General features: G+C 58.4%; 20 protein-coding genes. 15 read left to right on the plus strand and 5 right to left on the minus strand.

Features of this window, described 5'->3' with window-relative positions:
* Nucleotides 1–77 precede the first annotated feature (77 nt).
* Nucleotides 78–1,289 (minus strand): polysaccharide pyruvyl transferase family protein, encoded by a 1,212-nt coding sequence (locus JL39_RS01960; protein ID WP_037145570.1) that lies wholly within the window; start codon nt 1,287–1,289, stop codon nt 78–80.
* Nucleotides 1,290–1,572: 283 nt separating this feature from the next.
* Here JL39_RS01960 and JL39_RS01965 point away from each other — a divergent pair, with 283 nt between their 5' ends.
* From JL39_RS01965 to JL39_RS01990, 6 genes are all read left to right on the plus strand, one after another.
* Nucleotides 1,573–2,772, plus strand: a complete 1,200-nt coding sequence (locus JL39_RS01965; RefSeq protein WP_037145571.1) for a glycosyltransferase family 4 protein — start codon at nt 1,573–1,575, stop codon at nt 2,770–2,772.
* On the plus strand, nt 2,672–4,225 hold the full coding sequence (locus JL39_RS01970) for a DUF4038 domain-containing protein (protein WP_244446817.1): 1,554 nt from the start codon (nt 2,672–2,674) through the stop codon (nt 4,223–4,225). Before JL39_RS01965 ends, JL39_RS01970 begins: the two co-directional genes overlap by 101 nt.
* Before the next feature lie 225 nt (nt 4,226–4,450).
* Nucleotides 4,451–5,602 carry an MraY family glycosyltransferase gene (locus JL39_RS01975; RefSeq protein WP_081952653.1) on the plus strand — a complete coding sequence of 384 codons (1,152 nt, stop codon included), beginning with the start codon at nt 4,451–4,453 and terminating at the stop codon, nt 5,600–5,602.
* 97 nt (nt 5,603–5,699) lie between these two features.
* Nucleotides 5,700–6,299: a YdcF family protein gene (locus tag JL39_RS01980; protein WP_227705871.1), complete on the plus strand. Its 600-nt coding sequence runs from the start codon at nt 5,700–5,702 to the stop codon at nt 6,297–6,299.
* A complete protein-coding gene (locus JL39_RS01985) occupies nt 6,296–7,570 on the plus strand; it encodes a hypothetical protein (protein WP_037145573.1) in 1,275 nt (424 codons plus the stop codon). The genes JL39_RS01980 and JL39_RS01985 overlap by 4 nt, the downstream gene beginning before the upstream one ends.
* Nucleotides 7,571–7,573: 3 nt before the next feature.
* Complete coding sequence (locus JL39_RS01990) at nt 7,574–8,182, plus strand: putative colanic acid biosynthesis acetyltransferase (protein WP_037145575.1); 609 nt, start codon at nt 7,574–7,576, stop codon at nt 8,180–8,182.
* On the opposite strand, the gene JL39_RS01995 is transcribed toward JL39_RS01990, so the two are convergent.
* The 4 genes from JL39_RS01995 to JL39_RS02010 form a co-directional block, all read right to left on the minus strand.
* Nucleotides 8,164–9,321 (minus strand): glycosyltransferase, encoded by a 1,158-nt coding sequence (locus JL39_RS01995; protein WP_037145576.1) that lies wholly within the window; start codon nt 9,319–9,321, stop codon nt 8,164–8,166. The genes JL39_RS01990 and JL39_RS01995 overlap by 19 nt on opposite strands.
* Nucleotides 9,318–10,610 carry a glycosyltransferase family 4 protein gene (locus JL39_RS02000; protein WP_081952655.1) on the minus strand — a complete coding sequence of 431 codons (1,293 nt, stop codon included), beginning with the start codon at nt 10,608–10,610 and terminating at the stop codon, nt 9,318–9,320. Before JL39_RS02000 ends, JL39_RS01995 begins: the two co-directional genes overlap by 4 nt.
* Complete coding sequence (locus JL39_RS02005) at nt 10,607–11,863, minus strand: glycosyltransferase family 4 protein (protein ID WP_037145577.1); 1,257 nt, start codon at nt 11,861–11,863, stop codon at nt 10,607–10,609. The genes JL39_RS02000 and JL39_RS02005 overlap by 4 nt, the downstream gene beginning before the upstream one ends.
* A 232-nt stretch (nt 11,864–12,095) precedes the next feature.
* A complete protein-coding gene (locus JL39_RS02010) occupies nt 12,096–13,007 on the minus strand; it encodes a helix-turn-helix domain-containing protein (protein WP_037145578.1) in 912 nt (303 codons plus the stop codon).
* An 86-nt stretch (nt 13,008–13,093) separates the two neighbouring features.
* On the opposite strand from JL39_RS02010, the gene JL39_RS02015 reads away from it, so the two are divergent.
* From JL39_RS02015 to JL39_RS02055, 9 genes are all read left to right on the plus strand, one after another.
* Complete coding sequence (locus JL39_RS02015; RefSeq protein WP_037145579.1) at nt 13,094–14,368, plus strand: ABC transporter substrate-binding protein; 1,275 nt, start codon at nt 13,094–13,096, stop codon at nt 14,366–14,368.
* 69 nt (nt 14,369–14,437) lie between these two features.
* Nucleotides 14,438–15,298 (plus strand): sugar ABC transporter permease, encoded by an 861-nt coding sequence (locus JL39_RS02020; RefSeq protein ID WP_037145580.1) that lies wholly within the window; start codon nt 14,438–14,440, stop codon nt 15,296–15,298.
* Complete coding sequence (locus JL39_RS02025) at nt 15,295–16,131, plus strand: carbohydrate ABC transporter permease (protein WP_037145581.1); 837 nt, start codon at nt 15,295–15,297, stop codon at nt 16,129–16,131. Before JL39_RS02020 ends, JL39_RS02025 begins: the two co-directional genes overlap by 4 nt.
* 12 nt (nt 16,132–16,143) lie before the next feature.
* Entirely contained in the window at nt 16,144–17,226 is a 1,083-nt protein-coding gene (gene ugpC, locus JL39_RS02030) for a sn-glycerol-3-phosphate ABC transporter ATP-binding protein UgpC (protein WP_037145582.1), read from the plus strand.
* Nucleotides 17,227–17,253: 27 nt separating this feature from the next.
* Nucleotides 17,254–19,263, plus strand: coding sequence for an aldo/keto reductase (locus tag JL39_RS02035; protein WP_037145583.1), 2,010 nt, complete (start codon nt 17,254–17,256; stop codon nt 19,261–19,263).
* 459 nt (nt 19,264–19,722) lie between these two features.
* The gene (gene repA / locus JL39_RS02040) at nt 19,723–20,988 is read left to right on the plus strand and encodes a plasmid partitioning protein RepA (RefSeq protein WP_037146098.1); all 1,266 of its coding nucleotides are present in this window, start codon (nt 19,723–19,725) and stop codon (nt 20,986–20,988) included.
* 28 nt (nt 20,989–21,016) lie between these two features.
* Nucleotides 21,017–22,087, plus strand: a complete 1,071-nt coding sequence (gene repB, locus JL39_RS02045) for a plasmid partitioning protein RepB (RefSeq protein WP_037145585.1) — start codon at nt 21,017–21,019, stop codon at nt 22,085–22,087.
* Nucleotides 22,088–22,383: 296 nt separating this feature from the next.
* Nucleotides 22,384–23,589 (plus strand): plasmid replication protein RepC, encoded by a 1,206-nt coding sequence (repC, locus tag JL39_RS02050; protein ID WP_037145587.1) that lies wholly within the window; start codon nt 22,384–22,386, stop codon nt 23,587–23,589.
* Nucleotides 23,590–24,100: 511 nt separating this feature from the next.
* Nucleotides 24,101–25,270 carry an ABC transporter substrate-binding protein gene (locus JL39_RS02055; protein ID WP_037145589.1) on the plus strand — a complete coding sequence of 390 codons (1,170 nt, stop codon included), beginning with the start codon at nt 24,101–24,103 and terminating at the stop codon, nt 25,268–25,270.
* Nucleotides 25,271–25,334 lie beyond the last annotated feature (64 nt).

Below are 25,334 nucleotides of genomic sequence, written 5' to 3' on the forward strand. Positions count from 1 at the left end.
GCCGATACATTTTAAAGACCCCCGGGGCTACTCAAGGATTGGGCATGCGTCATTCCAGATGTTGTTTTGTACTCACGTCAGACCGGAGGCGCTGAAAGCAACTGCTTGCCCAAAATCTGCTGCTGCTCGAGAAGCTGACTTTGGAAACGCTCATTTACGAGGCTGATCTGGTGTTTGATGGCTTCTCGATTATGGAGCATCTCCAGAAACAGGCTCTGAAGTCCGTCCACGTCGAATGCTTCTATATGCCGACAAAATTGCTGCTGGCCGAAATCCCGCATCAGATCATCATTCTTCCTCGCATATCCGAGCGATATCGTCGGCCGGCCAAGCTTCAATGCGCAGACGAGATTGTGATACCGCGAGACGACCGCCAGATCGACGGTTGAGATCCGCTTCATCAGGTCGTGGAGTGATCCTCCTCCCGAAGCGATCTCGACCCGAGCCCAGTCCGCTTTTGCGACCGTGTTTGCGAGGATGTCGACAATATCGTCGCACGCGCGCTGGTCGGTGACGTCCCCCATAAACAGGTTGACACGGTATCCTTCTGCGACGAGCCAATTCGTGAAAGCGGAGATCTTGCGGATGTAGTTTTCATAGATCGCGTCGGCATGAGACTCGCTGGGCTGCCATCCGCGATAACGCATGATGCCGACTCCAACGCACAAACCTTCACCGGCCGGCTTTTCAGGGCCGCATGCGGGAAGTGGAAGGCTGAAGGCAATGTCCGGGTAGCGGTGATCGCGGGAAACGTCGACACCGAGTGACCGCATATATTCCAAAGAGTAATCGTCGCGATATGACCGGTATGAGGCCATCTTTGCCGCAGACACAAGAAACCATCGGCTGAGGCGGCCTTTTATCGGTCCCGCACCGATGCTTACGAAAGCGATCTCAGTTCGGCATAGCCGGGCGACGAGGCACCAGCAGAAGATCACGAACGGCCAGCCAAACGCATTCTCCTGGAAATCATCGAGGATCCCGGTTCCTGGGATGATCATCAAATCAAACCCGTTCAGTTGTGCAATCGCGATGCCGAGCAACGCCAGCCGACGGGGCAGTTTCAGGAGGAGCCTGTCCAGCCTCCTGGCCCATGGAGCGGAAAGGGCGGGGCCGCCAACGCTCATACACCGTATATTATAACGTGCTTCAATGACGGCCGGGTTGGAGCAGATACATAAAAATTCAGCGTCAGGCCGCAACTTGCGCAAATAGATGAGCATCGCCTCCAATGACCCGTCATTGCCGGAGTTGCCGGATCCGAATTGCCCGAGCAGGCTGATCTTCATCTGGTCTTCCATGAGCGCGAGACTGCAGCCGGTGATACCGTCGCTTCTAAAGACACTGATATCGGCTCGACGAGTGCCTACACACATCGTAATTCGGCTGGAATCATCCCCCAAACGAATACGTGCTCTTGCAGCCATCCTTCTAAGGACGATGCGACTTAACCCAGCATTCGACTACCTCCAGACAGTCGGGGCCCTAGTATCCTCGAACTGAGCGGAAACGGTGCTTTCGATCATCCGGATGGATCGACCGTCGCTTCGCCTGCGATGAGAGAGGCCGTAGATGAAGCTTGCTTATTTCGTGCTTCCGCATGTCGGCGGAACCTATTCCGTTTTTAAACATCTGCGGGCTGGTCTGGCGGTATACGGGATCGATGTTCGGTGGTTCGGTACGTGCCGGCACGGATATGAGCTGCCGGCCGCGATGCGAGAGGAAGGCCTACTTGGATTGTTGCTGGAAATGCCAGCTTCCCTCACGGAAGGCGCCTGTGCCAAGCGAATGGCGGAAGTCATCGAAAGCGAGGGTTTTGACGGGGTCGTCATCAATGTCCTCGGCGACAGGCTGCAGACGAATATCGCCCGATACCTGCCGGAACACATCCTGCGCATTCTGGTCGTCCACAGCATCACCCCGGGTACCTATGCTGCAGCAAGGTCGATCCGCGATTTCGCGCATGCAACGATCGGCGTATCGGAGCGATGCCGCACCGACTTGGTTGAACGTCACGGCTTTCCGGCCGACCGAACCTACGCAATTCCGAATGCGGTCGATACGGCCGCCTTTCGCGAGCAGGAGGGCCGTCGTGTGCGTGCTGGACCGGAATTGCGTACTCTCTTTGTCGGACGGATCGAAGATACATCCAAAGGCGTCCTGTGGCTCCGTGAGATTCTCGATGGGTTGCCGGAGACCGTATCCCTGACGGTGGTCGGTGACGGACCGGATATGCCGAAGCTCAAGCGACGTCTTGCCGGGCATGCGGATCGCGTGCGCTATACCGGAACGATGCCGCTTGCTCTGATTCCGTTGGCGATGGCGGAACATGACGTTCTCATCATGCCCTCCCGTTTCGAAGGCTTCGGACTGACTTTGATCGAAGCAATGGCGGGAGGATGCGTCCCGGTCGTGTCCCATATCCGAGGTGTCACGGATACGATCGTCGAGAATGGCAAGAACGGTATGCTTTTTCCCGTCGGAGACTATACCGCGGCTGCGAATGCCGTAACGCGCCTCCATCAAGATCGCGATCTGCTTGAGCGCATGTCGTTTTCGGCGCGCGCAATAGTCCCGGAGCGTTATAGCATCGAAAGAATGGCGGATCGCTATTACGACGTCATAAGCTCGGCGATGATCGGCTGGCCGAAGCTGTCGCCTGTGCTGGATATTGACAGCTGGTCGATCCCTCCCGGACTGCGGCCAGGGTTGCGCACTTATATCCCGCTGCCGATCAAGAATTGGCTGCGTGTCGTACGTGAGCGGCTGTGATACGATGAAACGCCATCTCCTATCCCCTGGGCGCCGCCTTCAGAAAAGACCGGCGAACGACGGCCGAATGCGCTCCTTGATAAGGATGTCCATCAGCTCCTGTCTGCTGTTCATGCTCACGTCTTCCTCCTTTGCCGAAGGTATCGAATTTCCGCTGCGAACAGCACAGGGTCGTCATTATCTGGAAGACAGCCAGGGCCGTCCATTTCTTATCTCGGGTGACAGCGCCTGGTCGCTGATTGCGGATCTCTCCCTGAACGACGCGGAATTCTATCTCGATACGCGAAAGCGGCAGGGCTTCAACACTGTCCTGGCATCACTGATCGAGCATAGGTTCGCGCATAATGCGCCGGCAAATTTTTACGGTGAAGCGCCATTTCTCGGACCCGCCTTCGAGGTGCCGAACGAGGCCTATTTCCGAAGGGCCGAGATGGTCATCCAAGCCGCCGCCGACAGAAATCTCCTCGTCCTCCTGTGCCCGGCCTATCTCGGGGCCGGCGGCGGGCCGGACGGCTGGTATCTGGAAATGGTTGCCGCAGGGCCGGAGAAGTTGAAAGCCTACGGGCGGTACATCGCCCGCCGCCTCGCCAAGTTTTCAAATATCGTTTGGGTACAGGGCGGTGATTACGATCCCGCCGACAAGGCTCTGGTGACGGCGATAGCCGAAGGGATAACCGATGTCGCTCCCGATGCGCTTCAGACCATTCACGCCAATCGCGACACGGTCAGCAGCGTCTATTGGCAAGGGGCGGATTGGCTCGATATCGATACTGTCTACACATACGACGATGTCGCCGAGGCAGTTTCCGCACGCCATCGATCCGGGCCTCGGAGGCCTTTCTTCTTTATGGAGGGGAAGTACGAGGGTGAGCATGGCGTTGACGAGCGTGAAGTCCGTTTGATTGCTTACAGTGCGCTCCTTTCAGGCGCTGGCGGCCAGATGTTCGGGAACAATCCCGTTTGGCATTTTTCCGGTCCCGGTCTCTACGGCTCCTCGGAAACCTGGCAGCAGGCGATTTCGAGCCGTGGTGCTGAAAGCCTGAAGCATCTCAATACATTCTTCGGCGGACTGGAATGGTGGAAGCTGACGCCGGATCAGGGTTCCTTGCTAAAAGGCGCGGAAGGCATGGGCCACCGCAAGATATCGGCGGCGCGCAGCGTGGATGGCTCCTTTGCCGTGATCTACGTCAGCGACGCCACCAGGTTGACGATCGATCTCGGCAGCCTGGCGAGAGGTGACAAGCTACTTCGATGGTACGATCCATCCAGCGGTGTTTTCATAGAGGGTAATGAGCGGCTTGGCGCTGACGGCGTGAAAGAAATCGCTGTCCCCGGTGCATCAAATGATTCCGGCTTCCACGACTGGGTGGCTGTCTTGTCTCACGACGACGAGGACGTCGCTCGTCCTGCTCAGCATTTGATGCAAACACCTCCAAAATCTCTCGCGGACTAGGTGCCAGGGGGGCACCAGAAGCTCGCCCGCCTACGCCTTTCGAGACTGGAACCGCCATAGGGGTAAAAGGGGTAGGTATCCGCGGCAATACCTCCTTCCTATGTCGGAGAGCTTTGCTCCCTTTGCTCGCGTACCGCCCTCTGCCGAGGTTTTTTAGAATCATGTCGAAGGTCGGCGTAATCGCTCGACCAAAGCTTACGCTCCTCCGTGGCAAGGGAATTCGAGATGTCCGGGCTATTTGTCAATACGATCGCAACATTCATCCTGAGCGTCTCATTGATCGTTGGTCTGCGCCGTCTGGCCGTGGCCTTTCAGCTTGTCGATTGCCCGGATACCGTCAGGAAGCGCCATAGCGGTGCCATTCCGCTTTGCGGGGGGATCGCCGTATTCTCCGCCTTCGCCATTGCCACCTTCTTCGGAGGAAGGCCCGATCTACTCGGATTGAATTTCTGGCTGGGACTGCTGATCATCACGTTCATTGGTGTCGTTGACGACCGCCTGCCGCTTCCCGCCATCGGCCGTCTCGTTCTGCAGCTGTCGATAGCGGTTGCCCTCGTTGGCGGTACCGATATCGGTTCATTATCGGTGGGGGCTCTGCTTTCCGAAGATACCGCACTGTTCCTGCCATTCTTTTTCTTTATTGGCGTTCTGTTCGTCGCAGGGCTTGTGAATTCGTGGAACATGCTCGACGGGGTCGATGGGCTTGCGGGTGGCGTGGCGGCTGTTTCCCTGATCTGGTTGATCGTCATCGCCGGATCGGCAGAAATGACGGAGTTCATTGCGTCGATCGAGACGCTTTTGATCTGCCTCTGCGCGTTTCTGGTGTTTAACATGAGAAGCCCCTGGCGCATGCGTGCCAGCGTGTTCCTCGGCGATGCGGGCAGCACGGCTCTCGGCGCAACAATCGCCTATGTCATCCTTCTACTGGCGACCAGAAGCAGTGCGGTTTCCTTTCCCGCATTGTTGTGGGTCGTGATCGTTCCGATCGTCGATACGCTGAGCCTGATCGCTCGCCGGCTGCTTGCCCACCGCAGTCCGATGTCGGCCGATCGCTGGCATCTCCATCATCTGCTGCTCGACCATGGCCTGGGTCATGCTGCGACAACCAACACCGTGATATTGGCGTCGGCGATCTGCGGCGGAATCGGCTATGCAGGAATTCGGGCAGATGTGCCTGGCGAGATCATGGCAATCGGGCTCATCGTGCCGATTGCCATTCACACGATGTTCGTTCTTGCCGCAAGTGGCTACCGAGTCAAAGTGCAGCCCGACGGAAGCGGGGCGGGATTGCGATCAAGCAGAACGGACGTGCTCGGCGGCGCCACGAGCAGTATGGTTTTCAAGGGGGCGGCAAAGCCGGTCTTGAAAGATGAGTGATTGTTCCTCGGTGACGCTGCACCTTCGGCCGAAACCTGCCGGGACATATGTGCCGCCCCTCATCAGGGCTCAGCCCTTTGGGCGGTTGGCTCGCATCTTGGCCCATCTGGGTGCCGTGGTCGCCGGTATCCTTGTGCTTTATGGCCTGGCGCTCATTTCCGCAGGTTCGTTGCTGATGGCGCGGGACGTTCTCGCGAACGCCGATATCATCGTGGTGCTGGGAGGCGACGGGCCGCCACGAGCAGCGCGAGCGGCGGCACTCTGGCATCAGAGAAGGGCACCACTTGTGCTGGTCACAGGCCGCGGCGACTGCAATTTCATTCGCCAGCTGCTGATTGAGGCCGGCGTGAAGCCCGAGGTGATCACGACGGAGTGCCAGTCCGCCAGCACATGGGAGAACGCCACGTTCTCGCAGCCTATACTCACCGGCATGCAGGTCCGCAGCGCGATCCTGGTGACGAGCTGGTTTCACTCGGGCCGCGCGGTAAAGCGTTTCCGCTCTCTAATGCCGGACATTCGCTGGATCTCTGTACCGGCTGAAAGGGAGAAATCTTATTGGAGGCTCGTTTTTGATATCGACGGCGTCCAGATCGTCAAGGAATATATCAAGACCATCGCCTACGACGTAAGGGGCCAAATCTCCGCTGCTGCTGCTCCCAAAGCGCTGCTGCTGGCCAACACGGATGCCGGGCGATGAACATCTTCCTGGTCTTCTGTCTGATCGGCATCGTACTCCTGCTTCTCGGATGGGGAATGCTGCGTCCAGAAAGGATCTACGAGTTCCCATTCCTCACCGGAGTCATCACATTCAGCTTCATCCTTCCGCAGGTTCCGGGTCTGGCGACGGACAGCTTTCTGCCGGAGACGGCATTCGCCAGGACAATCGCGTTCACGATAGTCTGTCTTTTCATGTGCTGGTGGGGGTGGAGCCAGAAGGCACGGCCGTTGGCATTTTTCCGTCTCGACTTTGATGAAGGCCGCCTCCTGATCATAGCGGCTCTGCTTTCTGTTGTCGGGGCCTATTTTTATTTCAAGCTCAGCCGTCTTCCCGGTGAACTCACCATTGCCGTGCAGATGACCGGTACTCCGGTCATGTATATCTTCTTCTCGCGTCTGTTGAGTTATGGACTGGTCATCGCCACACTCTGCTTCGCGCGACGTTTTTCCTGGTGGGCCGCCACCATCATTGCTTTCGATCTTGTCTTCTATCTCGATCGGATCGTGATCACCGGCAAACGGGCAGAGACGGTCGAACTGATCATGATCTTCATGCTTGCATGGTGGTGGTACAAGGGCCTGGCCATTCCGCGCACCCTCATCATCGTCGGGGTTTTACTTGGCACGCTGCTGATGAACAGCATGGGGGACTATCGCACGATAACCAAAGCGAATTCTGCGCCTGTGTGGGATGAAATCAAGAGAATCGACGTGGTGGATAATCTGTCGAAAGTCTTGAGAGACGGCGGAGAAGAAATGCGCAACGCCATCGTTCGGATCCATCATGCCGCCACGACCATGCAATTCGATTACGGCAAATTCCATTGGAACAGGCTCGTTTTCAGTTTCGTGCCGGCCCAGGTTGTTGGCGTTGAGGTCAAACAGTCTTTTATGTTGCCCGTGCCGCCACAGGCTCGGGACTTTAATCCGGTCGTCGGCACGACCGAAACCGGCATGGCAGATGCGTTCGAATCCTTCTGGTACCTTGGCGCGTTCAAGTTCTTCATTCTCGCTTACCTTCTCCGCCGCATCTGGGTCACGGCCAATAGTGGAGAATTCGCCGCGCAATTTACCTATGCGCTTTCGATCATTCCTTCGATGCATGCGATTTCCCATCAAACCGACTGGGTGCTGATGGTCTGGGTGCACATGCTGATGTTTGCTGCGCCGGCTTTGGCTTTTGCGATCATCCCTTACCGTCGCCGCAACCGGTATGAGATGCATCCTCCCTCGCTTGCGGCCAATGGATAGGTCATGCTGTCAAGATACGACGATCCGACCTTCAAGCACGCCGCCATCCCTTTGCCGCGGTTTGGAGGGCCGACATTCGCCCTGCGTTTCCGGCTGAAGCGACTGGTCTGGATGACGGCCTGGCGTTTTCTCGCCTCTTGGACACCGCCGCCATTGCGACGCTGGCGCAATCTTCTTCTGCGTATGTTCGGGGCAGACATTCACTCGACCGCGATCGTCCACGCAAAGGCAGTGATCTGGTGGCCGGGACATCTCGTCATGGAACGTTACGCCTCGATGGGACCGGGCGTCATCTGCTACAACGTCGACAAAATTACAATTGGTGAGTTTGCCTCCGTCTCGCAGCGGTCGCATCTATGCACTGGTTCGCACGACATCCAGGACAGCGCCTTTCCGCTGATTACCCAACCCATTACGATAGAGGCTAACGCCTGGATCGCGGCGGAAGCCTTCGTAGGCCCAGGTGTCGTGATTGGAGAAGGGGCTGTTTTGGGGGCGCGGGGCGTTGCCGCTAAATCGCTGGCGCCATGGACGATCTATGTCGGCAACCCGGCAAAACCGGTCGGACGGCGGCGATTGGAAGCTGCGGCTTCCTATGCGCTCAAGCGGTAGCTGCGCAATGTCGTGTCGGCAATTGCCGGCCAGGTGAATTTCTCCAGAACCAGCCGCCGTCCATTCTGCCCCATCGATTGCGCTCGCGCGCGATCATCAAGGATCGCCGCCAGAGCTTTTGCAACCTCTCCCTGGTCGAGCGAGACGATGATCCCGGCGTCGGCCGCGGCAACCTCCGGAAAATGGCATTGATCGGTGATCACGACAGGGGTGCCGCAGGCGAGCGCTTCCGTGATCGCCATGCTGAAACCTTCCTGCCTGCTCGGCAGACAGAAGCAGTCGGCATCCACCATCGCCTCGACCTTGGTCTTGCCATAGAGCGGGCCTGTAAGATGTACCCGATCCTCGATGCCGAACTGCCGGACCAGGGATATGAAATCCCCTTCCGCCCCTCCCGCCGGGCCTGCGACGACCAGATCGACATCGGGATACGTTTCACAGATTTCGGCGAAAGCTTTGGCGAGAATATCCAGGCCTTTCTTGAAGTGCAGGCGGGAGAGAAACAGGATGTAGCGCCGGTTCGCCGGAAGGGCAATTTGGGGCCGGAAAAGCCCTTTGGGTGGAAGGGGATCAAATTCCTCGGCAAATACCCCGTTCGGGATGATGAAGTTCGGGGCCTTGAATTCAAGCGGCTTGATTGCCGATGCCTCGTCCACGTTCAGGAGATGGAGGAAGGCCGCATCATTCAGCATCCTTCTGTAGCAAAGGCCCAAGGCGATCTTCTTTTTCCATGATTTTTGCTGGAGGCTCCAATGATCGAGCATTCCGGCCGGGCAGACGCAATAGGGGATGCCGGCCGCTTTCGCCAACTTCGCGGCATACAGGAGGAACGGTTCCCAGATACCATGAATGTGCATGAAGGATGCTTGTTCAAGGACCCTGCGAAGCATTCTTCGGCCCTTGAAGCAGAAGAGCCTCTCAATCCTGTTTGCGTCCGGGAGAATATGCCAGTGGATCTTGGAAAAGCCTGGTATGCTCTGCCCGATCTCCATCACCTGCGTGTTCACCGCTGTGTTCCCATAGGTGACGATGTGGACATCGAGGCCCATGGCCCCTTGCGCAGCGGCGATGCGCATCGCGACTGCCTGCAAGCCGCCGTTTTTGGGGTCGATCGACGCGATTACGTGCACGATCTTCATCGGAAAAATTGCCGTTGAACTTGCGTTTCAGGAACAGTTCTTGTTCCGGTTGGAACGTCTGGCTGGTTTCCATCCGAAATCGACAAGGCCGCAAGCAGTCGCTTTCCGTAAGCTTCCACAGTGAAATCAGCCGCGCGATGCAGTGCGTTGGCGGACATCAATGCCCGCAGCCCGTCATTTGCGGCGAGACGCTCCACCGCCAATGCGATTGCCTCGGCATCGCAAACAGGCACGATGAACCCTTCTATGCCATCGCGCACGACAGTACCGCTATTCTCTGTCGTGATGACGGGCAGGCCGGCGGCGAGCGCCTCATAGGCTGCGGTGGCCGATCCTTCGCAGAGCGACGGAAGGAGGAAGACATCGGCCCAGCGAAATTCATCGGCGACCTGGGACCGGGGAATGATGCCGCGAAGTTCCACCCATCGCGAAATGTCCTGCCGGACGGTTTCGGAGATACTGAGGCGGCCGGCCATCCGGAATGTCGCGGCCCCTCCTACCAGTCGCGCGGCCTCGGCAACATAGGGGGAGCCCTTGCGTAGCCCAACCTCTCCGACCGTCAGAACCCGTAGAGGTCCGGGCGATCGTCTTCTCCGGTCGATAGTGAAAGCCGAATTGACGCCGTAGGGCACGACGATGCAGCGTTCACCGGGACCTCCGCAGGCGATGACATGTTGTCGGACGAAATCCGAAGGACAGACGATGTAGTCGGCGAGAGCCCACTCTGCCCTTTCCCGGTTGGCGAATATGCGGGCATAAGGGTTGTGGCGAGGCAGCCCGGCCCACTCCGGAAAGCGATGCATCTCGCGATCCACGAGTGTTTCCACCACGTCGCGCGGCGCAATCATCTGTTCGACTGCAGTCCATAGGCCGCGCCGCTTTGCGGCGTGCATCTGTTCGAGGGCATCGCCACTGAAGGCATAAAGTCCTGCGGCGTCGTGGAATCCATTTCTCGCAACCATCCGCGAGAATGTCGATCCTGCCCATACCGCGTGGCCGGTCTCCTCGATGGCATCCTTGACACGCATCCGGCGCAGTGCCGAGCCGATTCCGAAGCCCGAAAAGACCGTGGTGAGCTCTGCTGGAACGCCCCTGGGGCGGCGACCGGCAAGGCGTTTGAGGGGCGCAGGAAAAAGACCGGAGGGCAAATAGTTGACTATTCTTGGCCAGCCCTTCGTCGCGCAGATGTCGGTGTAGAAATGGGCCAGCCGATCCTGCGATGCGAATATCCTGGGCACGGCGTAGTGCATACGGGCGCCGAGCTGGCTGACGACGACCTTTGCGTTCATGGCGAAATACCCTGAGCGATGGGAGAGACGGACGGGCTGGCATTCCGGACCCGCGTGATCAGCGCGCACCAGGCATCGATCGCTTTCTCGCGCGAATATTCTTTCAACAGGAGCTGACGAGCCTTTTGCCCCATCTCCGTGCGGAGCTCAGGACTATTTCGCATGTCGCATATGGCTGCCGTGAGGTCATCGACTGCGCCGATCTCGACACTTCTTCCGCACCCGGTGGAAGCGAGCACGCGCGGTACTTCGCCATCCGGATCCCCGATGAAGATTGTCGGGCGACCGGCCGCGAGGATGCCGTAGAACTTGCTCGGTACGATGCAATGCTCGAGTTCGGGCAGCAGCGACACGAGGTGCACATCTGCAGCGTTCAGGCTTTCGGACAGATTGGCGATAGGCTGCAGCGGTTTGAAGATCATGTTATCCAACTGGAGCTGCCGTGCGGCCTCCATGACTGCAGCATGCTGATACCCGCCTCCGATCAGAAGAAAGCGGATGTCGTCCCGGTCTTTCAGTCGCCGTGCGGCATCGATGATCGTCTGGAATTCATGCGCTCTTCCAAAATTACCGGAATAGCCGACCACGAATGTGCCGCTTAATCCCCATTGGCTGCGGAGCCTGTTTCGGGACGGTGGGATCGGATAGATTTCCTCGCCATCCGACCAGTGGTGCATGACGACCAGCTGATCTCGCGGAAGTCCCTGTTGTTCGATATAGGCCGCCATCCTGCTCGTAGAACAGACTGCAATTCCGGGCGAGCTCAGTGACCAGTTGCGCGCCTTGCGAGCCAACTGCATGGGTAGCCGCCAACGCCGGAAAAAGCCGAGTTCGACTGCGGTTTCCGGAAATAGATCCATGATCCAGTTTACCATGATCCCGCCCTTCAGGCGCAGCGCAACGGCACTCGTCACAGACAGGAATGGAGGGTCGGTGCATACCACCGCCATATCGCCCGCCGAAACATTGCGCAGAAGCCAGAAGAACGCGAGGACGTGAAAGCAAAGATAATCGATCGCCCTGCCGACCACCGTGTGCCGGCCAAAGCGGAATGTGGCAAGGCGCTTGACCTGCACACCCGCAATGACCTCGTCTGCAGGCAGGTCGGTGGTGCGCTGGTTGTGGATTTCGCGGCTGGCGACAGCCATCACATCGAATCCACGTTGCACCAGTGCGAGCGCAATCGAGGTGGTCATGCGGCTGGTGGCCGACTGATCCGGGAAGAAATAGCGGTTGATGAAAATGATCTTCATGCCGTGCCCCCGCAAGCCACCCAGGGCTTACCGGAGCAATCTTGGCAAGCCGGAGCAAGACCGCAAGCTGATCGAAGGTGATAGGGCCGTCGGAATCATACCTACTGCGATCAGTTCAGGCGTATGTCGCAGAATGTAAAAAGCGGCCCGCCGGCTTGCCCCAAATATTGTTCGAGGGGTGAAGTGGGCGGCGACTGACCGTCGACGAGTGGCGCTCAGGCGACATGGTCACTTAAGGCATTGCGCAGGTCGCAACGCGGATGTCTCGTCGAAAATCGGAAGGTGACATTCCAGCAATATGCCGGAAGGATTTATTGAAGGCGCTGATCGAACCGAAGCCGCTGTCCATCGCAACCTGCAGCACGTTGGCTCCCTCCTGCATGAGAAGGGCCTGGGCACGCGATAGCCGCAGCAGATTGACGTATTTGCCGAGCGTCATCCCGGTGGATTTCCGAAAGATGTTCATCGCATATTTGGGGTGAAGTTCGGCGGCACGGGCGATGTCGATCGTGTCGATATCCTGCATGAAGTTTGCCGCGATGAAATCGCACATGCGTGCGACGCTTCTCGCTGATTGCGCATAGGGCTGGTCGGAGCTGATCGGATCGGCTCCCGATAGCGCATCAGGGACCATGCAATAGGAATCGAGGACAATACGCTCTATCCGCAAGAGCAGTTCATCGACGGCATGTTGCCGTTTGAGAGGATTGCCTGAAGTCACATATTCGAACCAGCGCGCAAAATTCTCCCTGTCCGTCGTGTCGGTGGCGGATGTCAGCAACGTCGCGCCGTGCATCAGTTGCCTGGAAACGTCGCCGGGCAACCTCAGACGGAAGAAATGCACCAGCGGCAGATGGGCGCCCGCATAAAGCGAATCGTCGGAGGACTCGTCCATGCGATGCGGCTGGCCTCCCCAGAAGAGGCACATCTGCCCGGCGTCGAGACGAATGTCGTGTTCCCCCATGCGGTAGCGAACCGTACCCCGGATCACGTAATTTACCTCCACCTGTGCGTGCCAGTGCGGCATCAGCATGATCGGCGGATGGGTGAAGAACATCTGCAAGGCAGTCGGCAAGCCCTCGATGCTGCTTGCCCCGGGTTGATAGATCGCTCTCGTGGCCACCTTACTTTCCGCCAAATTCATGTTCCCTTTGTCGGAGACAGACGTTTCGCAGACGATAATTTAGGCACGTTTCCGAAGGGACAGCAATTGAAAAGGGAGGATTTTCAATGCGCTTCAAACTTGCAGGGGCGACGGCTGTTGTCGCGTCGCTCATGTCCGGTACTGCTTCTGCGCAGTCCGGCGAAGTGACCATCTGGAGCTGGAACGTAGCCGCGTCGGCGCTCAAGGCCACGCTTGAAGGCTTCAACAAGAAATACCCGGACATCAAGGTCAAGGTGGAGGACCTTGGCAACGATCAGGTTTACGACAAGACGCTGGCGGCCTGTGCGGCAGGAGGAGAGGGCCTGCCCGACATCGTTTCGATCGAGAACTTCGAGGCAGAGGTCTTCTGGAACCGTTTTCCGGATTGCTTCGCCGATCTGAGCGAAGTTGGGTATACGCCGGAAATTCAAGCCCTGTTCCCGGAATTCAAGCGGACGGAACTCGAGGTGGATGGCGTATCCTATGCCGTACCATGGGATTCCGGCCCCGTTGCCGTCTTTTATCGACGCGACTTCTATGAGAAGGCGGGCGTCGACCCTGCAGCTATCAAGACGTGGGACGATTTTATCGCTGCCGGCAAGAAGATCATGGAAGCCAATCCGGGAACGGTGATGGCCCAGGCCGATTTCAACGGCGACAGCGAATGGTTCCGCATGATCTCCAATGAACAGGGATGCGGGTATTTCTCGACCGACGGCCAGACCATCACTATCAATCAGCCGGCCTGCGTTGCAACGCTCGAGAAGATCAAGGAGATGAAGGATGCGGGGCTGATCACGGCCGCGATCTGGGACGAAAAGATTCAGACCAACACTGCAGGCAAGGCCGCCAGCCAGATGTACGGCGCCTGGTTCGAAGGTTCGATCCGCTCCAACTCGCCCGATCTCGCAGGAAAATGGGGCGTTTATCGCATGCCGAGCCTGACGTTCGACGGGCCGCGTGCCGCAAATCTCGGTGGTTCTTCGTTGGCGATCAGTGCGGCTTCGGAAAACAAGGAGGCAGCCTGGAAGTTCGTTGAATATGCGCTCACCACCAACGAGGGCCAGGTCACCATGCTGAAATCCTTCGGGCTGGTTCCGTCGCTGCTGTCGGCGGTGCAGGAACCGTTCGTAAAGGAGCCGCAGCCCTATTGGGGCGGCCAGGCGGTCTGGGCGGATATTCTCACCACTTTGCCTCAGATCGTACCGAGCCGAGGCACGGCCTTCCAGAGTGATGCGGATGCGATCTACCAGGCGACGCAGACGAAGTATTTCGCCGGCGGCTATCCGGATGCCAAAGCCGCGCTCGATGATGCCGCAAAGCAGATAGCGACTGCAACGGACCTGCCGGTTGCTGAATGAGAAGATATCCGGGGAAGGTCTGGCGCTGCCCGGCCTTCCCCGATCGGCAGTCCCTGACAGGAGTACGAAATGCCTTCGAGGAATAGGGTGGCCTATGCCTTCCTTGCTCCCTATCTGCTGATCTTCGCGACGTTTTGGCTCTGGCCGATCATCAACTCGCTGCTGATCTCGTTCCAGAATACCCGCGTCAATCCGTGGCGTTTCAGCGTTTCCACCAACTGGGGACGCCTGTTCGGCGATCCGGCATTCTATAACGCGCTCTACAATACGCTGATCATACTGGTGATCCAGGTTCCGGTGATGATCGCGCTTGCCACCGTCATGGCAGTTCTTCTCAATTCACCGCTTTTGAAGGCGCGCCCCCTCTACAGGTTCGCCTTCTTCGCACCGGTGGTTGTGGGCGAAGTAGCCTATGCAGCAGTCTTCCGGCTCATGTTCAGCGCCGACTTCGGCATCATCAACAAGTTGATTACATCGATCGGACTGGCCCCAGTCTCCTGGTTCGACAATGCCAATGCGGCGATGGCGCTGGTGATCATCGCGATCACCTGGCGATGGGCAGGCTATAACGCCATCATCCTTCTTGCCGGACTGCAATCGATCCCGGACGATGTCTATGAAGCCGCGACACTCGATCGGGTCGGCAAGTTCCAGCAGTTCATTCACATCACGCTGCCGCTGCTCAAGCCGATCATCAGTTTCTGCGTCGTGCTTTCGGTCATCGGCACCATGCAACTCTTCACCGAACCCTTCCTGATCACCAATCGTGGGGGGCCGGGCGGCGGGACGGAAACACTCGGTCTGCTTCTCTACCGGCAGGGCTTCACCTCGCTCAACTTCGGCTATGCCTCGGCAATAGCCTACACGATCGCGGGTCTGGCTGTGGCGATTTCGCTCCTCAACCTGTTCTTCGGGAGAGAAAGGAAATGAAATCGAAATCCCGCTCGTTCCTGATGCGGAAGATCGCGCTGCACGCAGCGTTGACGCCGCTTGCGATCCTCTGGCTCTTCCCGCTCTGGATGATGTTTGTCTTCTCGACGATGCCGGATCATGGGATATTCAGCCCCGAGATCGTGCTCTGGCCATCCACGGACTTTGCCGCCAATTTTTACAACCTGCAGGCGGACACGAATTTCGTCCGGGCAATGTTCATCTCTATCATCGTCGCGGTCATCTACACCGTCTTGTCGGTCATGTTGACTTCAATGGCAGGCTGGGCACTGGCACGTTATCGCTTCGCGGGCAGATCTCTCGTGATTGCGATTATCCTGGGCACGATCACCTTGCCTTTCGCCGTGGTGGTCATTCCGCAATTCATCATGGTCGCGCGCGAGTTCAAGCTTGCCAACACCTGGGTGGCACTGATTGTTCCGCCTCTGTTCAATTCGCTCGGTGTGTTGTTCATGCGTCAGGCGTTCTCGATGATGCCGACGGAGCTTTTCGACGCGGCCAGGGTGGAAGGCGTGAAGGAGTGGCGGATATTCCTCCACATCGCCTTGCCGTTGGCGCGCCCGACAATGGCAGCACTTGCGATCATTCTGTTCCTCGCGTCCTGGAACAACTACCTGTGGCCGCTGCTGATCAATTCGCGGCCGAACATGATGACGGCGCCGGTGGCACTGGGTACCCTGATCGGTCTCACGAAGGTCTCCTGGGGAGGAATCATGGCCGGTGCGGTGCTGCTCACGGCACCGGTCCTCGTCGTTTTCATTTTCCTGCAGCGCCATTTCATCGCCGGTATCTCGGCCGGTGCCGTCAAATAGTCGGGGAGGTCCATGGCAGAAATCGTTCTCGAAAATGTCGTCAAACGCTTCGGTGCATATGAGGTGGTTCATGGCGCCAGCCTGGAGATCGTGGATGGCGAATTCGTCGTCTTCGTCGGGCCGTCCGGATGCGGAAAGTCAACCCTCCTGCGTATGATCGCCGGGCTGGAGGAAATCTCCGCAGGCACGATCAGCATCGGCGGAAAAGTCGTCAACGACACGGAACCGTCGGATCGCGGTATTGCGATGGTTTTTCAGTCCTATGCACTCTATCCTCACATGACCGTCCGCCGGAACCTTTCCTTCGGGTTGGAAATGAACGGCAATCCGAAAGAGGACACGGCCCGGCGTGTCGCGCGGGCTGCCGATATATTGCAGATCAACGAACTCCTGGAGCGACGCCCCGGCCAGCTTTCCGGCGGCCAACGTCAGCGTGTCGCCATCGGACGGGCGATCGTCCGCGAGCCGCAGGTGTTCCTTTTCGACGAACCTCTATCGAACCTCGACGCCGAACTCCGCGTCCAGATGCGTGTCGAGATTTCCAAGCTGCACAAGCAACTTGGCACGACCATGATCTACGTGACCCATGATCAGACCGAAGCCATGACGCTTGCCGATAAAATCGTCGTATTGCGGGCGGGGCGCATCGAGCAGGTGGGAGCGCCGCTCGACCTTTATGACGACCCCGCCAATCAGTTCGTCGCAGGTTTCGTGGGGTCGCCCAAGATGAACTTCTTGAGAGCCGAGGTGGTGGACCTCAGCCCGAACGGGATCACCGTGGCCTTGGTCTCAGAAGATAAGATAAATCTTACCGTACCAATTTCGTCCGACGTCGCGCCGGGCAGTCCTGTAATCCTCGGCATCCGACCGGAGCACTTCGTCAAGGCGGGAGAAGGTGACGCCGGTTTGAGGGTTGCTGTCGAGGTAGCCGAGCATCTCGGCAATACCAGCTATGTCCATGCAAGTCTTTCCGGCGAGACGATCGTCATCGAGCAACCGGGATCCCGCCACAACGGCGATAGCGAGCACCTGACCGTGGGCGTTTCCGCCCGACGCGTCTTTCTTTTCGACGAGACAGGCAATCGTCTCCGCTGAGCAATTTCATCATCCAAGGAAAGAGTCATGACCATGGAAAACAAAATCCGCTGGGGCATTATCGGGCCTGGCACGATTGCGCGCGCCTTCGCCGAAGGGATTACACATTCACAAACCGGCAAGCTCGTTGCCATCGCCACGCGCAATCCGGACAAACCCGGGCTTTCAGAGGCCTTTCCGGGTGCGAGGATCGTCGCCGGTTATGAGGCGCTGCTTGGTGATCCGGAGATAGACGCAGTCTATATCGCGGTTCCCCATACGGGACACGCGGAATGGGCGATCAAGTCCATCCGCGCCGGCAAACATGTGCTGGTCGAAAAGCCGATTGCGCTTTCCGCCTATGATGCCGACGTCGTCTTCTATGAAGCCGGAAAAGCGAAAGTTTTCGCCGGCGAAGCCTATATGTACCGTCTTCATCCGCAGACGGCGAAGCTCGTAGAACTGGTGAAGAGCGGCGTAATCGGAGACGTCAGGATCATCCGCTCGAGCTTCGGCTTCAACATGGGAGGCTTCAAGCCTGAACATCGCCTTTTTAACAACGACACGGCGGGTGGCGGAATTCTGGATGTCGGAGGCTATCCGGTCTCCATGGTCCGTCTGATTGCAGGAGCCGTCGAGGGCAAGGATTTTCTGGAGCCAAAGACAGTCGCCGGCGTAGCCCATCTCGGTCAATCAGGTGTTGATGAATGGGCTTCCGCCGTTCTCAAATTTGACAACGGCATCGTCGCAGAGGTCTCCTGCTCGATCATGGCTCAGCAGGACAACACGCTGCGTATCATCGGCTCCGAAGGACGGATCGAAGTCAAGGATTTCTGGTTCGCTTCGGGCCGACAAGGGGGTGTCGGGCGGATCGAGATCTTCAGAGGGAACGAGCGCGAGACGATTGAGCTTGAGGAGAGGCGGTATCTCTATTCCTTCGAGGTGGATGCGGCCGGCGCAGCTATCCGGGAAGGCCGGACCGAATTCGCCTGGCCCGGCATGAGCGCTGCGGATTCACTTGGAAATTTGCGCGTGCTCGATCAATGGCGGGCTTCGGTCGGCCTGGAATATGGCGTGGAGAAGGCTGCAAAGCGTCTCACGAACCTCGCCGGAGGGACCGTTCGTGCCGGCCGCAATGTGCCCAAGCGGCAGATTCCCGGCTTAGCGAAACCGGTTTCCGTCGTCAGCCTGGGGTTTGAGTTCTTCCCGAACTTCGCTGCGGCATCTTTGACCATGGATGCCTTCTATGAAGCGGGAGGAAATGTTTTCGATACCGCCTATGTTTACGGCGCCGGCAAGACGGAGAAGATTTTCGGCGACTGGCATACGAGCCGAAGGCTGCCTCGCGAGGATTTCATCCTGATCGGCAAGGGCGCTCACTCGCCGCTCTGCTATCCCGATGTGATTGCCAGGCAACTGGATCAATCGCTCGACCGCCTCAAGACCGACTATGTGGATGTCTATTTCATGCATCGCGACAATCCGGATGTTCCGGTCGGTGAGTTCGTCGATGCCATGGATGCGGAAGTGAAACGTGGCAGGATCCGCGGCATCTTCGGCGGGTCGAACTGGAGCCGCGAACGCATGGACGAAGCAATCGCCTATGCCCGCAAGAACGGCAAGGCAGTTCCCGGCGCCCTCTCAAACAATTTCTCGCTTGCCGAAATGCTCGACCCGATCTGGGCAGGATGTGTTGCCGCATCTGACGATGATTGGAAGAGATGGTTGATGGAGAGGCAGATCCCGAACTTTGCCTGGTCGAGCCAGGGGCGCGGCTTCTTCACAAGCCGGGCGGGTCGTGACAAACGCGATGACGAGGAACTCGTTCGCGTCTGGTATTCCGAACGCAATTTCCAACGTCGCGACCGGGCAATAGAGCTTGCTGAAAAGCTTGGGCGTCACCCGATCCACGTCGCATTGGCTTATGTCATCGCACAACCTTTCCCTGTCATACCCTTGATCGGGCCGCGGACCGTGGGCGAGCTCGAGGACAGTCTTTCGGCCCTCGATATCCAGCTGTCGCCGGGGCAGGTGGCATGGTTGGAAAACGGATCATAATATCGAGTGCCGAACGGCCGGGCTTTCGGCTCGGCCGTTGCAAACTCGGGTCATGGTCATGAATGAAAGTCAGCGCCGCTTTGGTGGCTGTCTTTCCGTTCGCATATTCTGTTCATCCTGAGCAAACTTACCTGCCGTGCTGCAGTTCGCCGGACGGCCAAATTCTGGAGCAGTCTCGTCTCCTGGATAGGCTATATCGATCTCACCGATATCGATAACTTCTCGTTAACCAAAAAATCCTTGACGCGACTCGGAGAGGCGTTCAGCTTCCGTAACGGAATTGAGCGGATATTTTTCGTTTCAGCGTAACCGGTGGCGGCCTCTGTTAATTCGGTTGCTCAGCGTATAAAATCAGACGGGAATCACGTGCCCGGTCAAGCCGGCTTCATATCGGAGGTTTATCCTGCCTCTGGTCATCGAAGGGAGCAAGGCATGGCGGACACGAAGGGGAACAAACGCATGGCTGTATCGGCGAAGAAATCGGGAGCGGAGAGCACAGGAGCTGTGGTCGAGCCGCGCGTGCTCGCCGACGAGGCGATCGCCAGGGATGCGCGGGCGCTTTCCGAACAGCTGAAGGCGATGCGCGAGCGGCTCTTTCCCCCGGCCTCGATGAAATCGCTGCGTGCCTTTTCGTCTGGAGAGGCGGCAAAGCTAATCGGCGTATCCGATGGCTATCTCCGCCAGCTTTCGCTGGCAGGAGAAGGGCCACAGCCGGAGACGGGCGCCGGCGGCCGGCGCTTCTATTCGCTTGCCGACATCAATGCGCTCCGCCGCCATCTTGCCGAACAGGCGCTTGCCAAGGGGAACATCGCCAAGGCGCGGTCCTACCTGCCGCGTCGCGACGCGGTGCGCGGGGAACACCTGCAGGTGATTTCGGTCACCAACTTCAAGGGCGGCTCGGGCAAGACGACGTCTGCCGTGCATCTCGCCCAGTATCTGGCGTTGACCGGTCACCGGGTTCTGGCCATCGACCTCGATCCGCAGGCCTCGCTTTCGGCGCTCTTCGGCTATCAACCGGAGCTCGATCTCACCGGCAACGACACGCTCTACGGCGCGATCCGCTATGACGACGAGCAGCGTCCCTTGGCGGACATCATCCGGAGCACCTATTTTCCCGGCCTCGATCTCGTGCCGGGCAATATCGAGCTGCAGGAATTCGAGCACGTGACGCCACAAGCGTTGTCTCGCCGCCAGAACGGCGAAGACGCTGGGCCGCTTTTCTTCGCACGTATCCAGGCAGCACTGCAGACGGTGGAAGCCGACTACGACGTTGTCGTGATCGACTGCCCGCCGCAGCTCGGCTACCTGACACTCTCGGCGCTGTGTGCCTCCACCTCGGTCATCGTTACCGTGCACCCGCAGATGCTCGACGTCGCCTCGATGAACCAGTTTCTCTTCATGACGTCCGATCTGCTTGCAGTCGTACGCGAAGCGGGTGGTACGTTGAATTTTGATTTCCTGCGTTATCTCGTCACCCGATATGAACCGAATGACGGGCCGCAGGCACAGATCGTCGGTTTTATGCGCTCGCTCTTCGGGGATCGCGTGTTGACGGCTCCGATGCTGAAATCAACGGCGGTCTCGGACGCTGGGCTCACCAAGCAGACACTTTATGAGGTGGGCCGCGAGAATTTCACCCGCACCACCTATGACCGCGCTCTCGAGGCGATGAATGCCGTCAACGATGAGGTCAAAGCGCTGATACACACTGCCTGGGGTCGATAGAGGACGGAACTGAAGGAAGGTTTTGGGAATGGCGGGAAGCCGCAAGAATGAGTTGAGGGCATTGTTCGGGGGAGGGCTGGCACCGACCGAACCTGCCCGTGCGCCTGAGACGAAATCCATGCCCGAGGCTGAGGCCAAACCTGCGCCGGCGGGAGAGGGTGCCCTGCCGCCCCGCAGCGCATCGGGCGCCGTCAAGGCGATGGGGCTTTCCCTGGGAGCCATGACTCGCGAGGTCGAAGAGGCGCGCGCGCTTCGACAGGCATTGAGCGAAGGAGAGCGCGTCGTCACCATCTATCCAGACAGGATCGATTCCTCCTTCATCGAGGATCGGCTGATGCTCGATGGGCATGAGGATGGGGATTTCGCGGCGCTGGTGGACAGCATCCGCGAGAGCGGCCAGCAGGTGCCGGTGCTGCTGCGTCCGCATCCGGAAAAGCAGGGCCGCTACCAGACCGCCTACGGCCATCGCCGCGTCAAGGCCGCTGCTCGTCTCGGCATCGAGGTAAAGGCGATCGTCAGGCCGCTCTCCGACGACGAGTTGGTGTTGGCGCAGGGTAAGGAGAATGCCGAACGCCGTAACCTCTCCTTCATCGAGCGCGGGTTGTTTGCCAGGAATCTCGTGAGCCTCGGTTTCGACCGCAAGGTGGTCGGCGATGCACTGGCCGTGCAGAAAAGCGAGTTGTCACGCCTCCTGCAGGTGGTGGAAAGTGTGCCCGAACGATTCATCCGGGCTGTCGGGCCGGCACCGAAGGTCGGGCGCGAGCGCTGGATGAAGCTCGGCGAAATCCTCTCGCGGGAGGCCAAGCAGCATATCGCGACCGACGTGATCCATACCGAACGGTTCAAGGTGGCCGACAGCGACAGCCGTTTCCAGATATTGTTCGGACGGCTCGATGCGAGCATGAAGCCTGAGCCTGCCAAGCCGCAGGAGTTGAAGGATAGGAACGGTCAGGTCTTCGCCCGCGTGAGGCGCGAAGGGAAGACGAAGCGTATCGAATTTGCGGCGGATGTCGACGCGGCCTTTGTCGACGAGGCGGCGGCATTGCTCGTCGCCCGTTACGAGGAGTTTCTGACAGGTCGATCGGCCGGAAAGAGCTGAAAGTTGTCTTGCATGTTGCCGAAAGCGGAAATCGATTCTGGGCAATGGCATGCATAAACGGAAGTAGAAATGCCTTAACGGGCGTACAGGAACACACGGAAAGGAAGCTACGAGAGCAAGAAAAAGGCCCCCAAAACGTCACCGTCCTGGAAGCCCTCTTCAATCTAAGCAGTTCAAGAGAATCACTTCCATAGTCCAAAGTCAAGAGTCGGCGGCTGAAATGCCGTGTCCGAGCGTGGAAGATTTTGGCTGATTACGACGTTTCCGCGGGCGCTTGCCTCCGAACGGAGACGGATATGGTGGAAAGACTGGCAACGACGCCTTTTGGCGGCGCGCAATTTTCTGCGCGCAATTTTGCCCTCCGAGCCGAAATGGAGCGCCGGCAGGAACGTCTGCGCGCGGGCGAGGGTGGCAATCACACCGGTAAGGCCGAGAAATGGCAGCTTATCAGGGCGCTCACCGAGGCGAGGGAGGCCTATGGCCTCTCGGACCGCTCGATCACGGTGCTTGAAGCGCTGACGAGCTTTCATCAGGAACGCGAACTCGATGGCAGTGCGCCACTCATCGTCTTTCCATCGAACGTGGAACTGTCAATCCGCTCCCGCGGCATGTCGCCTGCGACGCTGAGGCGGCATCTGGCAGCTCTGGTCGAGGCAGGGCTGATCTTCCGCCGCGACAGCGCCAACGGCAAGCGTTTCTGCCGCCGTGATGGGAGCGGTCAGGTTGAGAGCGCCTTCGGGTTTGACCTGGCGCCCTTGGCGCTGCGGGCCGACGAGATCTTTTCACGCGCAGAAGCCGCACGGGCGGAGGCGAAGCGGATCGCCCGGGTCCGTTCGGAGATCACGTTGCATCTGCGCGATATTGCCAAGACCGTGGAAGCGGCGCTCAACGAAAGCAGGGCAGGGGACTGGATAGCCTACCTAGAGCGACTGCAGGCACTTTCCGGCCGTGTGCCGAGGCAGGCTGAGGTCGTGGAACTGGAAATCCGCTGCGACGCGCTGATCCGGTTGAGGGCTGAGGTGGAGACCGCTTACCTTAATAGCCTCACAGAACTGGAAATGAGCGCCAATGAGTCTGTTTTTGAGCATCATATTCAGAATTCAAACACAGACCCAAATCTTGAATTAAACGGCAATGAACACAATACCCCGGCGCCGCGAATGCCGGAGATCGCCCCGGAACGCAAATCTGTCGGGATTGGGCTGAAGGAATTCCTGAAAACTTGCCCGCAGATTGCCGATTATGCTCGCAGCGGGGTGAAGAACTGGCGGGATGTGGTGGCGGCGGCCGATCTTGTCCGCTCGATGCTGGGCATCAGCCCGAGTGCGTGGGCGGCGGCACGGGCTGCAATGGGAGACATTTCCGCCGCAATCGTCGTCGCAGCAATCCTGGAAAGGGCGGAAGATATCCGCTCGCCGGGCGGTTACCTGCGCGATTTGACACGGAAGGCGGAAAAGGGCCGCTTCTCTGTTCATCCAATGCTGAACGCGCTGAAGGGATAGCGGCGGGTCGCTTGGGATGGAATTGAGGAGCGTCAGGATTCGCATGCCTTGCTTTGATGACTTTGATCCGAAAGGCTAATATTGACAGTGAATGTATACAGACTTATTGCTTCCGTAACGTCGCGATGGAGGATGGGAAAACTGACGGTTTCCGGAGTGGGGTCTGTAATTCCTTTTTTACGAATACCTTTTCTGCGCTTGTGATATCGCGCCATAGATTGGCCAGGCGCCGGATGAAATGTTCGGGAAATAGGGAGGCAGGGGCGGTGGTGTATACACGGTTTCGTGAGACCGTCTCAGAAAGAGTCCCCAGATGATCAGAAAGCAGCGACCCAGGATATCGCGTCAATGAAAAAGGGAAATTGTGGGCCGGCAGATCATTTCAACTGGTTGACTGCTTGTTCTGCTGAACCTGATATGCTCTGCAAGCCGTGACGGGCCATGGCCGCAAGGAGGATGCGGCCTGTCACGCAAGCTTTGGAAATGATCATCTTTTTGAGGAGGAAAAGAAATGATTACCAGAAGGACACTGATGGCTGCGACCGGGATCGCTTTGAGCGGTCTTGTGGCTCTGCCGGCGGTTGCACAGGAGACAGTCAAGATCGGCCTCGTTCTGCCGATGACCGGTCCGTTTGCGTCCACCGGTCGCCAGGTCGAGGCCGGCGTGAAGGCTTACATGGCGCTGAACGGCGATACCGTCGCCGGCAAGAAGATCGAAGTTGTCCTTCGCGACGACGCCGGTGTTGCTGACCAGACTCGCCGTATAGCCCAGGAACTCGTCGTCAACGATGGGGTCAAGATGCTGATGGGCTTCGGCCTGACGCCGCTTGCCATGTCGGTCGCTCCGGTCCTTAACCAGGCGAAGATCCCGGCGATCATCACGTCGGCCACGACATCTGCGATCATGCCGCAATCGCAATATTTTGCTCGTACTTCGATGGCCGGCCCGCAGTCGGCTGTTCCGGTCGCCACCTGGGCGGTGCAGAACAACCTGAAACGCGTCGTCACCCTCGTTTCCGACTACGGTCCAGGTATCGACATCGAGCAGGGGTTCACCAACCAGTTCAAGAAGGAAGGCGGCACGATCGTCGAAGCTGTCCGTGTTCCGCTCGCCAACCCGGATTTTGCACCCTTCCTGCAGCGCGTGCGCGATGCCAAACCCGATGCGGTCTTCGCCTTCGTGCCGTCGGGTGTCGGCTCGCTGTTCATGAAGCAGTTCATCGAACGCGGACTGGCGGATGCGGGCATCAAGCTGATCGGTACCGGCGATATCACCGACGATGATCTTCTGAACGGCATTGGTCCGGCAGCCAAGGGGGTCATAACCGGCCATTTCTATTCGGCCCTGCACGACAGCCCGGAAAACAAGGCCTTCGTTGAGCAGGTGAAGAAAGACAACAAGGGCATGCGTCCGAACTTTATGTCGGTCGGTGGTTATGATGCCATGACGCTGGCCTATGCAGCCCTCAAGAAGACTGACGGCGACACGGATGGCAGCAAACTCATTGAAGCCATGAAGGGGGCATCGTGGGTAAGCCCGCGCGGCCCGATCACCATTGACCCGGCGACCCGGGACATCGTGCAGGACATCTACATGCGCGAGGTCAAGGAAGTGGATGGCGAACTCTACAATGTCGAGTTCGCAACCTATCCAAAGATCAAGGATCCGAATGTCAAATAAGGTGTAGCGAAACCTTCGGGAGTGGGTGGCGGGCGCGTGCCCGCCATTCTTGTTTGTTGGGAGG

The sequence above is a fragment of the Rhizobium sp. YS-1r genome (assembly GCF_000757525.1).
In the GTDB taxonomy this organism is placed as follows: domain Bacteria; phylum Pseudomonadota; class Alphaproteobacteria; order Rhizobiales; family Rhizobiaceae; genus Neorhizobium; species Neorhizobium petrolearium.

What these genes read in the sequence shown, in the direction of transcription:
- repC (WP_037145587.1), top strand. Translation starts at nt 22,384, where the DNA reads ATGGTGGAAAGACTGGCAACGACGCCTTTTGGCGGCGCGCAATTTTCT.
- JL39_RS02025 (WP_037145581.1), top strand. Translation starts at nt 15,295, where the DNA reads ATGAAATCGAAATCCCGCTCGTTCCTGATGCGGAAGATCGCGCTGCAC.
- JL39_RS02000 (WP_081952655.1), bottom strand. Translation starts at nt 10,610, where the DNA reads ATGAACGCAAAGGTCGTCGTCAGCCAGCTCGGCGCCCGTATGCACTAC.
- JL39_RS01960 (WP_037145570.1), bottom strand. Translation starts at nt 1,289, where the DNA reads ATGAAGATCAGCCTGCTCGGGCAATTCGGATCCGGCAACTCCGGCAAT.
- ugpC (WP_037145582.1), top strand. Translation starts at nt 16,144, where the DNA reads ATGGCAGAAATCGTTCTCGAAAATGTCGTCAAACGCTTCGGTGCATAT.
- JL39_RS02005 (WP_037145577.1), bottom strand. Translation starts at nt 11,863, where the DNA reads ATGAAGATCATTTTCATCAACCGCTATTTCTTCCCGGATCAGTCGGCC.
- repB (WP_037145585.1), top strand. Translation starts at nt 21,017, where the DNA reads ATGGCGGGAAGCCGCAAGAATGAGTTGAGGGCATTGTTCGGGGGAGGG.
- JL39_RS01975 (WP_081952653.1), top strand. Translation starts at nt 4,451, where the DNA reads ATGTCCGGGCTATTTGTCAATACGATCGCAACATTCATCCTGAGCGTC.
- JL39_RS02010 (WP_037145578.1), bottom strand. Translation starts at nt 13,007, where the DNA reads ATGAATTTGGCGGAAAGTAAGGTGGCCACGAGAGCGATCTATCAACCC.
- JL39_RS02015 (WP_037145579.1), top strand. Translation starts at nt 13,094, where the DNA reads ATGCGCTTCAAACTTGCAGGGGCGACGGCTGTTGTCGCGTCGCTCATG.
- JL39_RS01995 (WP_037145576.1), bottom strand. Translation starts at nt 9,321, where the DNA reads ATGAAGATCGTGCACGTAATCGCGTCGATCGACCCCAAAAACGGCGGC.
- JL39_RS02020 (WP_037145580.1), top strand. Translation starts at nt 14,438, where the DNA reads ATGCCTTCGAGGAATAGGGTGGCCTATGCCTTCCTTGCTCCCTATCTG.
- repA (WP_037146098.1), top strand. Translation starts at nt 19,723, where the DNA reads ATGGCTGTATCGGCGAAGAAATCGGGAGCGGAGAGCACAGGAGCTGTG.
- JL39_RS02055 (WP_037145589.1), top strand. Translation starts at nt 24,101, where the DNA reads ATGATTACCAGAAGGACACTGATGGCTGCGACCGGGATCGCTTTGAGC.
- JL39_RS01985 (WP_037145573.1), top strand. Translation starts at nt 6,296, where the DNA reads ATGAACATCTTCCTGGTCTTCTGTCTGATCGGCATCGTACTCCTGCTT.
- JL39_RS01990 (WP_037145575.1), top strand. Translation starts at nt 7,574, where the DNA reads ATGCTGTCAAGATACGACGATCCGACCTTCAAGCACGCCGCCATCCCT.
- JL39_RS01965 (WP_037145571.1), top strand. Translation starts at nt 1,573, where the DNA reads ATGAAGCTTGCTTATTTCGTGCTTCCGCATGTCGGCGGAACCTATTCC.
- JL39_RS02035 (WP_037145583.1), top strand. Translation starts at nt 17,254, where the DNA reads ATGACCATGGAAAACAAAATCCGCTGGGGCATTATCGGGCCTGGCACG.